The organism is Sulfurimonas sp. (assembly GCF_028694895.1).
In the GTDB taxonomy this organism is placed as follows: Bacteria; Campylobacterota; Campylobacteria; order Campylobacterales; family Sulfurimonadaceae; genus Sulfurimonas.
In genome coordinates this window covers 1-11,023 of record NZ_JAQVKA010000053.1, presented here as the reverse complement: position 1 = coordinate 11,023, position 11,023 = coordinate 1, and the positions used below count along the sequence as shown (strand labels likewise).

At 35.1% G+C, this 11,023-nt stretch carries 14 protein-coding genes; 3 read left to right on the top strand and 11 right to left on the bottom strand.

All coding sequences use genetic code 11. The annotated features are described in order from the left end of the window. From lptC to PHI38_RS07005, 7 genes are all read right to left on the bottom strand, one after another. Positions 1-461: LPS export ABC transporter periplasmic protein LptC (lptC, locus tag PHI38_RS07035; protein ID WP_299854331.1), on the bottom strand; the 461-nt coding region annotated here is incomplete at its 3' end. A gap of 49 nt (positions 462-510) precedes the next feature. After that, complete coding sequence (locus PHI38_RS07030; RefSeq protein ID WP_299854328.1) at positions 511-1,005, bottom strand: HAD family hydrolase; 495 nt, start codon at positions 1,003-1,005, stop codon at positions 511-513. After that, entirely contained in the window at positions 1,002-1,574 is a 573-nt protein-coding gene (hisB, locus tag PHI38_RS07025; RefSeq protein ID WP_299854326.1) for an imidazoleglycerol-phosphate dehydratase HisB, read from the bottom strand. The genes PHI38_RS07030 and hisB overlap by 4 nt, the downstream gene beginning before the upstream one ends. A 1-nt stretch (position 1,575) precedes the next feature. Next, a complete protein-coding gene (locus tag PHI38_RS07020; RefSeq protein ID WP_299854323.1) occupies positions 1,576-2,388 on the bottom strand; it encodes a septal ring lytic transglycosylase RlpA family protein in 813 nt (270 codons plus the stop codon). A gap of 24 nt (positions 2,389-2,412) precedes the next feature. After that, positions 2,413-3,567 (bottom strand): lytic transglycosylase domain-containing protein, encoded by a 1,155-nt coding sequence (locus tag PHI38_RS07015; protein WP_299854321.1) that lies wholly within the window; start codon positions 3,565-3,567, stop codon positions 2,413-2,415. A gap of 78 nt (positions 3,568-3,645) precedes the next feature. After that, a complete protein-coding gene (locus PHI38_RS07010) occupies positions 3,646-4,422 on the bottom strand; it encodes a TatD family hydrolase (protein ID WP_299854319.1) in 777 nt (258 codons plus the stop codon). A 3-nt stretch (positions 4,423-4,425) separates the two neighbouring features. Beyond that, positions 4,426-5,967 carry an AAA family ATPase gene (locus tag PHI38_RS07005; protein ID WP_299854316.1) on the bottom strand — a complete coding sequence of 514 codons (1,542 nt, stop codon included), beginning with the start codon at positions 5,965-5,967 and terminating at the stop codon, positions 4,426-4,428. 84 nt (positions 5,968-6,051) lie between these two features. Here PHI38_RS07005 and sugE point away from each other — a divergent pair, with 84 nt between their 5' ends. After that, on the top strand, positions 6,052-6,372 hold the full coding sequence (gene sugE, locus PHI38_RS07000; RefSeq protein WP_299854314.1) for a quaternary ammonium compound efflux SMR transporter SugE: 321 nt from the start codon (positions 6,052-6,054) through the stop codon (positions 6,370-6,372). Here sugE and PHI38_RS06995 read toward each other — a convergent pair whose 3' ends face one another. Further along, the gene (locus PHI38_RS06995) at positions 6,373-7,227 is read right to left on the bottom strand and encodes an NAD(+)/NADH kinase (RefSeq protein ID WP_299854311.1); all 855 of its coding nucleotides are present in this window, start codon (positions 7,225-7,227) and stop codon (positions 6,373-6,375) included. A 129-nt stretch (positions 7,228-7,356) separates the two neighbouring features. Between PHI38_RS06995 and aspS the strand changes: the two genes are divergently transcribed. Beyond that, the gene (gene aspS / locus PHI38_RS06990) at positions 7,357-9,099 is read left to right on the top strand and encodes an aspartate--tRNA ligase (protein WP_299854308.1); all 1,743 of its coding nucleotides are present in this window, start codon (positions 7,357-7,359) and stop codon (positions 9,097-9,099) included. A 63-nt stretch (positions 9,100-9,162) separates the two neighbouring features. Next, entirely contained in the window at positions 9,163-9,732 is a 570-nt protein-coding gene (locus tag PHI38_RS06985; protein ID WP_299854305.1) for an adenylate kinase, read from the top strand. Between the two features lie 27 nt (positions 9,733-9,759). On the opposite strand, the gene PHI38_RS06980 is transcribed toward PHI38_RS06985, so the two are convergent. From PHI38_RS06980 to PHI38_RS06970, 3 genes are all read right to left on the bottom strand, one after another. Then, positions 9,760-10,065, bottom strand: coding sequence for a hypothetical protein (locus PHI38_RS06980; protein WP_299854303.1), 306 nt, complete (start codon positions 10,063-10,065; stop codon positions 9,760-9,762). A 2-nt stretch (positions 10,066-10,067) separates the two neighbouring features. Then, positions 10,068-10,547, bottom strand: coding sequence for a hypothetical protein (locus tag PHI38_RS06975; RefSeq protein ID WP_299854301.1), 480 nt, complete (start codon positions 10,545-10,547; stop codon positions 10,068-10,070). Positions 10,548-10,558: 11 nt separating this feature from the next. Continuing rightward, positions 10,559-11,023 (bottom strand): hypothetical protein (locus PHI38_RS06970; RefSeq protein WP_299854299.1); only part of this gene is annotated, 465 nt, incomplete at its 5' end.

Sequence of the window (11,023 nt, the reverse complement as noted above, 5' to 3'; positions counted from 1 at the left end):
TTTAATTGATATTTTGCTGTTACATTTTTTGATGTAATTTTCTCTAGATCACTATTATAATGCAAAGCTTTGCCGATAACTCTGTTTGCGCCTCTGTATAGAAGGTAAGGTCCATCAGCAATAGCTATGCTTGTTTTTTTGTTATAAGTTGCCTTTTGTGTCTCAAACGTCAGGCCATCTTCTCGTACATAAATAATATCTCCATCAAGATATACTATATCATCTTTATAGATTCCGTTATTTGATTTCATATTTGCAACATACTCTTTTGAGTTGTCTGTATAGTCTATATCATCGACTCTATATCTATCACTATATCTAATTGCTTTTGTCCCGTTCATAAGCGTTATAAGACCTTTTGAGTCAAACTCATACATAGTAAAAGTTGAGATACTAAAGAGTTCAACATCCCCAAAAGAGTTCTCTTTTATATCAATGGGTTTAAATAAAAAAAGTATCATTAACAACGCAAAAGAGATAAAGAAAAAGAAATAGTTCATATTCACAATATTATAACCAAAGAGCCATAAATTGATCTCTTAAATCGCTCTCATCTATAAGCGTATCTATCATCTCTCTAACAGCTCCATCGCCACCATTACATGTAAGAGTGGTATCAACCATCTCTCTAATCTCTTTTACACCATCTTTTGGAGTGAAGCTTCTACCAACGCTACGCAACATTTTAAAATCATTCAAATCATCGCCAATTGCGCCAACTTCATAATACTTCAATCCAAGTGAAGAGATAAGCTCTTTTAAAACACTCTCTTTATCTTTAACACCTTGAAAAAGGTGCTTAATTCCAAGTTCTTTGGCTCTTCTCTTTACAATAGGAGATTCTCTTCCAGTTATGATCGCTGCTTCAAATCCCATCTTTATCCATGAGCTAATTGCTAAACCATCTTTGACATTAAAATTTTTTGTCTCAGAACCATCAGAGTGATAGATTATTTTTCCATCACTCATACACCCATCAACATCTAGTACAATTAATTTAATCAAAGCATATCTTTCGTACTTGGAATTCCAACTCTATCATTTTTTTGCATTGCACGGCGAAGTGCTACCGCGAGAGCTTTAAAAGCCGCCTCGATGATATGATGTTTGTTTTTGCCCCTAAGAAGTACTATATGCGTGCTTATTCTTGCGTTTAATACAAATGCTCTAAAAAATTCTTCAACAAGCTCTGTATCAAATTGTCCTACTTTTCCAGTAACATCAACCTCATAAACTAGATATGGTCTGTTGCTCAAATCCAAATCACAACTAACACAAGCTTCATCCATAACTATATTAGCACTTCCAAAGCGCTCCATATTAGAAACAGGGTAGATTGCTTCTGCAAGCAAAGAGCCAATAACTATCCCTATATCTTCTACGCTGTGGTGATCATCTATATGAGTATCACCCTTACATTTAACTTCTAAATCAATTAATGAGTGTTTTGAGAAGCTATCAAGCATATGATCTAAAAATCCAACGCCTGTATCTATTTTGCTCTTGCCACTACCATTTATATTTAATGAAACAGTGATGTCTGTCTCTTTTGTTTTTCTACTTTTACTAATCATTTTAATCCTCTCTCACTATAAATGAGCCTTTAAAATTACCAAGAGCTAGGTAGTCTCTTGCTTCTTGCTCACTTCTAAAGCCTTTTAGCCAAACTTTGAACATTCTACCACTTTGTGTCTGTATATCTTTTATAATTGTCTCGTATCCATCAGTCTTATTATACTTTTGTTGTGTCTCAATTGCACCCTCAATTCTTGAAAAAGATGCAATTTGTAGTGCAAATCCATCTATAACCTGATCTTGAGGAGATGATTGCAGATCCTTTTCTAAAGGAGTATGCCTTTTATCTTTAGAGTGAAAGCCAAGAACTTCAACTTTTACAGGAGCTGTTCCAGCACCTAACATATCTATTTTTTTTGCTGCCGTATTTGAGAGGTCAATGATTCTTCTCTCAATAAATGGGCCTCTATCGTTTATCCTTACAACTACACTTTTTCTATTTCTTAAGTTTGTAACTTTTACAATTGTGTTCATAGGCAGTGTTTTATGAGCAGCTGTCATATCATACATATTGTAAGTTTCACCATTTGAGGTTAATTTACCATGAAAATCAGGACCATACCAACTTGCAAAACCATCAAATTCATCTCCAACATTTACAACTGTAGGATAGTACTTTATCCCTCTTATAACATAAGGTCTCATAGTTGGATGAGAATAGTCTTTTTTATTTATGTATGAGTTATGAGCGCCTCTATCTGAGGAGTAGCTACTTGGAGCGCTTGCAGAGGTATAAGCTCTTGTTCCTCTTGTGCTACAACCAGTAATAAAAACAATAACTAAAGCAGTTAAAAGTATATGCTGTCTATCCATGACGTCACAGTTCCTATAGTTATTTTAAATATTTACTTTATTTGATTCAAGAATAGATTTTATACTCTTGGTTATTTTTATCGTAGTAGAGAAATTACTACTAATTCTTTGTCCGCTCGCCTTACCATCTATAGGAATAATAAGTTTTTGATTCAAACTTAACATATCTCCCTTTAAAGAGTTAAAATCTTTAATCATTGTATGACTAACGTTGTACTTTTTACCTATACTATAAAGGCTATCACCCTTAGCTACTATATGAATTTTGTAAAATTTATTTAGCTTTTCTTCAAAATATTTTTGTTTAAACTCAGAAAGCTTTATGTATGGAATGTAAATATTATAATTTTTTAAATACGGTGGTGCAAAATCATGTTTAAGGTGTCTATTTAACTTTTGCAACTCTGCTAGAGGGATATTTATAAGCGATGATACTCTTCTTAAAGACTCACCACTAGGTACATTTACAGCAGAAATTGAGTAAGCGTTTGCTCTATTTAGAAGATATTCATACTCACTATTTAATAAAAACTGCTCATCATTTCCAATCATTGCAAGAGAGACGATCTTTCTTATATAAAATCTGCTCTCTTTAGGAATATATTGTTTTTTAGGGTCTAGTAAAACTGTAAGCTCGTCACTATTTGCATTTTTTATTGCTCTTGAGAGTCTTCCATCACCGCAGTTATAAGCGATTGCCGCTAAATACCACTTACCAAACTTTTCATAAAGTTTACTAAGGTACTTTGCGGCTGCTTCAGTTGATTTTATTACATCTCTTCTCTCATCAACATATTGATCTATCCTAAGTCCATATAACTTCGCAGTATTAGGCATAAACTGCCACAAGCCAGACGCTCTTTTTACGGAATATGCTTTCGTTGAAAAGCTAGATTCAGCCATTGCCAAAAAAAGAAATTCTGGAGGTATGCCATATTTACTCAATATATTTTTGATAGTTGGAATAAAAAGATACGCTTCATCCATAGCTTTAAAAAATTGTTGCTCCGAGTAGACATCTCTTTGAGAGTTTCTCATTTGATTCATTATTGGGTCATACAAAAAAGAAGCTTCTATGTCAAAGGACTCTAATATTGCGATTTCATTAGTTTGATTTGTAAGGTAAGAAAGGTTTGCGCTGAGCAAAAGCGGAATAAAAAACATAATAATATATTTCAAATTGAGTGCTCCTCTTTAATTAATTTAAAGATAGATTTTATCTAAAAAACATTAATAATATAATAAGAATCACTAATACTAAGAAATATGAAAAAGTTTAAAGGCGTTTTTTGTGCTTATTTCTTCGACTTTTTGCTCCGAAATTTCTAAAAGTTCTGCTATTTTTTTAAGAACAAATTGCGTATAAAGAGGCTCGTTTCTCTTGCCTCTATGGGGAGTTGGAGTCAAATATGGGGCATCAGTTTCTATGAGTAGTTTATCTAATGGGATTTTAGGTAACACATTGATTAGCTTTTTTGCATTACTAAAGGTTAAAACACCACCAATTCCAAAATAAAAGCCCTCTTTTGCCAAACTAAGAAGCTCTTCATCAGCATTATAACAGTGCAAAACACCTCCAACTTCTGCAGCATTATGTTTTAAAAGTATCTCTTTTGAGTCTCTTGAAGCATCTCTTATATGAACAATAAGAGGTTTTTTATACTTCTTTGCAAGCTCGATTTGAGCAATAAAAATCTCTTTTTGTTTGGCTTTCTCAGCTTCTTTTTCTTCTTCGCTGCCCTCAAGCCTAAAATAATCAAGTCCACACTCTCCAACTGCTACACATTTTTCATCTTCTAAGAAATCTTTAAAATCATCTTCATTAAAAGAGTCCATATCGTATGGATGTACACCAACTGTAAAATAGACATCACTATTACTCTTAGCTATTGACATTGCTCTCTTTAGACTCGCTGGATCCGCACCTGGAATGATAAAACGCTCTACACCGCCCTCTCTCGCACGATTTAAAACTTCATCCAAATCATCTATAAACTTATCATTATCAAGATGCACATGTGTATCTACAATCATTTTTTACTCTCTTACTTGTAGGTTTAAAAGCTCTTTTGCAAAACCTCTAGCTTCTTGAGTGATGCTCTCTCCACTAATAATCCTAGCTATCTCTTCAACTCTACTATCAAAATCAAGCTCTATTACATGTGATTCATCGCCATCTTTATAGACTAAGAAGTGTTGATCTCCCATAGATGTAAGCTGTGGTTGATGAGAGATTACAAATATCTGAAAATGTTTTGAGAGCTGCTTTAGTACTTTAGCAACGCTCATAGACTCTTCACCACTAAGATTGGCATCAATCTCATCAAGCATTAAAACACCGCCATCTTTGCTCATAATCTCAGACTTTAGAGCCAAAATAGCGAGTCTTAGTCTATTGAACTCTCCTGTACTTATCTTCTGTAAATCAGTACCATTTAGTTTTATAGTTATCTCATCTTTTCCATAAACACTTAACTCGCTCTCTTTTATCTCAACAATAGCGTCTCTTAGATAAAGCTCTTTTAGGTATCTGTTTAAGTCTTTGCTAAAAGAGTCTAGTTCTGCGTAGCGAGCAAGGCTTAATTTTGAAGCTAAATCAAGAACTTTTTTATCCAACTCTTTTACTCTTGCTTCAAGATCACCTTTTGTAAACTCAATGTTTTCATACTTTTGAAGTTCTAGTATCTTCTCTTGTTTATATGCAAGAGCCTCTTCTATACTGCCGTATCTTCTTTTTAACTCTCCAAGCTCTTCTATGCGGTTTAAAACCTCTTCTACATCAACCTCTTCAAGCATACTAAATCTCTCTTGTGCGCTCTCTAAAAATGCTCTTAACTCATTCATAGCATCACTAAAAAAAGAGCCATCAATATCTAGTAAATCCAGAGCGCTAAATACAGCATGTTCATGCTCAAAAATAGCATCTGCTTGTAAGAGGCTCTTTAAAACTTTCTCTTTTTTTGAGAGCTCTTTTTTTATCTCTAAGAGTTCTATATCTTCTGAGATTTTAGGATTTATTGTCTCTATTTTTTTTATCTCATAAGAGGCAAACTCTTTTAACTCTACTACTTTTTTTTGCTCATCTTCTATAACTGAGAGCTCTTTTTTTATCCTTTTATACTCTAAAAATGCCTCTTTGTACTCGCTCTTTACTTTGTGTAACTCTTGGTTTTTCACGCTTGCTCTAGCATCTAAAATCAGTAGTAACTTCTCATTTTCAAAATCACTAAAATCTCTGAGAGATAGATGTCTTAAATAGTTTAAAGAGAGTTCGTTTATCGCTTTTTTTGAGATACTTTGGTTGTTTATAAAATATCTTGATTTATCTTTTTTTATATGTTTAAATACATTTATATCATCACTATCAATACCGTATTCTTCAGTGTCAAGCTCCCATGCAACAGTAGATTCGCAGAGTGAGGCATCACAAGAGGAGTGCCCAAATGAAGATAAAATAGATTCCATTAAAATAGACTTACCACTTCCGCTTGGACCAGTAAATACCACAAGCCCGCCACTAAGTTCAAGCTCTACTTCTTTAAAGCTAAGATAATCTTTTAAATAAAATCTCTCTATCATTTAACCGCCTCACGTAAATATTAGAGAGATTATACTTCTTTAATGTTAAAATTCTAAAAAATATACTTTAGAAGTGGAATAATTATGAATTGGGCAATATTAATAGTCGCAGGATTATTTGAAATTGGATGGGCTATAGGGCTTAAATATAGTGAAGGGTTTACTCGTATTTTACCAACAATTGCCACTTTCGTATCCATGGCTATTAGTATTTGGTTACTTGGGATTGCGCTAAAGACGCTTCCTGTAGGTACGGCTTATGCTGTGTGGGTTGGCGTTGGTGCTATTGGAACTGCTATATTTGGGATTATACTCTTTAGTGAACCTATGAATTTTGGTAGAATTTTTAGTCTTTTTCTCATTTTTGCAGGTATTATTGGGCTTAAGCTCTCTGCTTCAGCCTAATTACTCGCCCCATCTTAACTTCTCTTTTAGTACATCAAAATAGTTGTACTCCTCTTTGTGCATCAGTTTAACTGTTTTTGTTGCTAGTTTCATATGGATGCTCTCGCCGAGTTCTAGTTCATGAACATCTTGCCCATCTATGATTATAAGAGCTCTCTCTTCTGATGTTTTCATCTCTATTTCAAATTTTCCAGGAAGCACAACTGGTCTTTGGGTGAGTGAGTGAGGACAGATTGGAGTTAGTGCAAAAACGTTACTCATAGGAAAGAGAACTGGTCCTCCAGCTGAGAGATTGTACGCTGTTGAGCCTGTTGGAGTTGAAACTACTACCCCATCGCCATAGTATGTGTTGAATGCGCGAGAGTTTATGAGTGTCTCTATGTGTATCATATTTGAAACTCTTGTGCGAGTTAAAACTACGTCGTTAAAAGCGTACATTTTTGTCTCTTTTTCATTTTTTATAACTGTAGCTTCAAGAACTGATCTCTCATCTATTCTATATCTATTTTGAGTTATTTTTTCTACAAAAGAGTCAAGTTCATCCAAAGACAAGTCAGCTAAAAAACCAAGACTTCCTGCGTGTATGCCAAGTATTGGGATATCATAATCAAAAGATCTTCTAACAGTAGAAATAAGTGTGCCATCGCCTCCAAAGCTTATTAAAACATCGCACTCTGTGCAAATCTTTTTAAAACTGCTTCCAGACGCACCTATCATCTTAGCACTTTTATCTTCTATCAAAACTTCTATATCGTAGCTTTTAAAGATACTTTCTAGCTTTTCATAGCTACTCTTTAACTGCGGAGACGATGGTCTTAAAATAACACCAACTTTTTTTATAGTTTTATTATCCAAAATTGCTCTTTAATTTTTTTTCTCCATTATACACTCTTTGGTGCTAAAAAATAAATGCCTATCTCTAATTGTACGATAAGAGTAGTTTAGGTATAATCCGCGAAAATTATTTAATAGGACTCTATATTTATGAGAAGTCATTATTGTACAGAATTAAGTGAAGCAAACGTAGGACAAGAGGTCACTCTAGCTGGTTGGGCAAATAGCTACAGAGATCATGGTGGGATTATTTTTATCGATTTAAGAGACAAAAGCGGTTTGATGCAGCTTACATGTGATCCTGAAGATAGCGCTTCTTCTCACAAAGTAGCAAGCGTTGTTCGTGATGAGTTTGTTCTTGTTGCAAAGGGTAAAGTTCGTCTTCGTGGAGAGGGGCTCACAAATCCTCGTTTAAAAACTGGCGCAGTTGAGATTGTTGTTACTGAGCTTATTATTGAGAACCGCTCAGCAGCTGTTCCTTTTGTTATTGGCGATAAAAACGTAGGTGAAGAGACAAGACTTAAGTATCGTTATCTTGAGCTTAGAGATCCTTCTATGTATGAGACTTTCCGCCTTCGCTCAAAAGCGGCGATTGCAGCTAGAAATGTGCTTGATGAGAACGGTTTCTTAGAGGTTGAAACTCCTATACTTACAAAATCAACTCCAGAGGGTGCAAGAGATTATCTAGTTCCTTCTCGTGTTCACAGTGGTGAATTTTACGCACTTCCACAATCTCCACAACTCTTTAAACAACTTTTAATGGTTGGCGGATTTGATAGATACTTTCAGATAGCAAAGTGTTTTAGAGATGAGGATTTAAGAGCAGACAGACAGCCTGAATTTACTCAGATAGATGTCGAGATGAGCTTTTGTAATCAAGAAGATGTTATAAAAGTTGCAGAGAAGCTTCTTGTAGCAATGTTTGGCGCATGTGGCATTGATATCAAGCCTCCATTTAATCGTATAGCTTACAGAGACGCTATGGAGTGGTACGGCTCTGATAAACCAGACCTTAGATATGACCTAAAAATGGTTGATGTTATCGATATATTTGAGCGATGTGATAATGAAATATTTACAAACATAGCGAAGCAACCACATAAAAACCGTATAAAAGCTCTTAGAGTTCCGGGTGCTGATTTGGTATTTTCTAAGCGTGAGATGAAAACTTTTGAAGATTATGTTCGTGAATTTGGCGCGCAAGGTCTTGGATACTTCCAGATGAAAGAGGACGGTCTTAAAGGCCCACTTATCAAGTTTTTCTCAGATGCGGATATCGCACTTTTAGTTGAGAGACTTGGCATGGAAGTTGGAGACGTTGTTTTCTTTGGTGCAGGTGATAAAAAGACTGTTTGGGATTATATGGGTCGCCTTAGAATATTCATAGCTGAACATGAAAAGATGAATCTTGTAGATAAAGACGCTTACGAGTTTGTTTGGGTTGTTGATTTTCCTATGTTTGAAGTTGAAGAAGGCCGTGTAAAAGCACTTCACCATCCGTTTACTCAACCAAAAGATACAGATAAAGAAGATATAGAAGAGATAGACTCTATCGCTTACGACATCGTTTTAAACGGTACTGAGCTTGGTGGTGGAAGTATCCGTATCCATAAAGAAGAGATGCAACAAGAGATATTTAAACTTCTTGGAATTGATGAAGAGGAAGCTAGAGAGAAGTTTGGCTTCTTACTTGATGCTCTAAAGTTTGGCGCTCCTCCACATGGCGGCTTTGCTATTGGATTTGACAGACTTATGATGTTGATTTCAAAGAAATCAAGTATTCGTGATGTTATTGCATTTCCTAAAACACAAAAAGCTTCTTGTATCCTTACAAAAGCGCCAAGTGCAGTTGATGCAAATCAACTTAGAGATCTGCATATAAAACTTAGATAAACCCTCAAATAGGTAGCGGCATTTTGTCGCTATCAAAAAAAACTATTAAAAAAGCACTAAAAAATGAAAAAACTATTTTTAATTATTGGCGCACCTGGATCTGGAAAAACAACAGATGCTGAGTTAATCGCTAAACAAATCGATAAAGTAACTCACTACTCAACAGGCGATATGCTCAGAGCTGAAGTAGCAAGTGGCTCAAAGCTTGGCTTAGAGATAGATAGTTATATCTCTAAAGGTCTTATCGTTCCTATAAAAATAGCGATAGAAACCATTGTAAATGCTATCAAAAATGCCCCTACTCCGATAATTATCATAGATGGATATCCAAGAAGTATGGAGCAGTTAAACGCACTAGATGAGTATCTAAATGAGGATTCCTCTTTAGAGCTTTGCAATGTTATAGAAGTTTTTGTAAGCGAAGAAACAGCAAAAGATAGAGTTTTAGGTCGTGCTCGTGGAGCTGATGACAACACAGAGGTCTTCGATAATCGTATGAAAATATATACTGAACCCTTAGCTAATATACAAGATTTTTACAGAGCTAAAAATATTTTACATGTTATTAATGGCGAAGGAACGATAGAAGAGATAGTTTATGAGATGGAAGATTTTATAAAGTCTAAAATATAACTTCTTATTTTGGTAGCTTTTAAAATACTATAAAAACCAACCAATAAGGCCTAATGTAGATACTATAACTGATAAGTATAAGACATTTACGAGCCTTGCATCTCTAATTTTATCAGCAACATTTATATAATAAAAAATATATCCAAGACCAATAAACAAAACAATATCAAATATACTATGCGTAATCCAATGGTGGCCACTAAGTGTAGTCATCGCTTCTTCAAGAGGCTTATAAGACTCTTTAGCCCATACTAGAAACGTGTTTAATACTATAGTTATAATAGCTGATAAACCAAAAGCGGCTGATTTCATATCTAGTTTTTGATTATCCATGCTTATTGCTTATCTCCTAGAGAATCTTTTTGAACAAAACTAACTTTTGAACCTTGATTTATAACAGCCCCTGCCACTTCAATAGAGAGTGATAATATAATAATGTTGATACAAATAGCTACAACCATTATACGTGCAGTGCGATTAGCATGCAATCTATTGCGAGTAACAACTACCGGTAAGTATAGAGCAAGAATAAGAGGTATAAAAAACAGATGCTCTTTTACTTCCATATAAAAGCTATGTGCAAATGCCCACGGCCCATTTAATATCATTGCTTTTTCCATTGGATAGTACTCGACATACCACACTCCGCCAAATATCCAAGCTAAGAGCATAAAGATAGTTACGCCATAAGCAGCTTTAGTAATGCGAGCTTGATTGAGGCCATTAGCATTCATGGTCTCAACTAACAACCATACAGCTGCAAGAACACTCAAAATGCCAAAAGCAGGATGAGTAAGTATCAAAATATTTGACAATGTATTAAACCTTATCTACCTGTTTGACTTGCAGACCACGCAGGTTTGCCTGAACTAGCTTCTACTGCACCCTCATGGCCACCAAACTCCCACAATAATCCTAAATATCCGATTGCATGGCTTTTGCCGTTAATGCTATGACCCGCAGAAAACAGAAGCTCTAAGTCATGATCTAGTTTATAAAAACCACCAAAGTTAAGAAGAGTAGTTCCCTGCTCTTCTTCAGAGTCTTTGCCTTTTGCAAAAACTTCTCCGCCTAGTGTCCATTTTTCATTTATATCTTTTTGGATTTGCCAGCCACCAAATGAGTAATCTTTTTTGTCTGGTGCATCATTGAGAACATAACCACCACCCCAAAACGACGTCCACTCATCCCAGCTCTTTTGCATCCATACAGGAAGGCGATACCACGTTTTTCCATTGCCAAGTCTTTTGTCTTCATCCCCTGTATCTAGGATTACCATAGGGAAGATAGC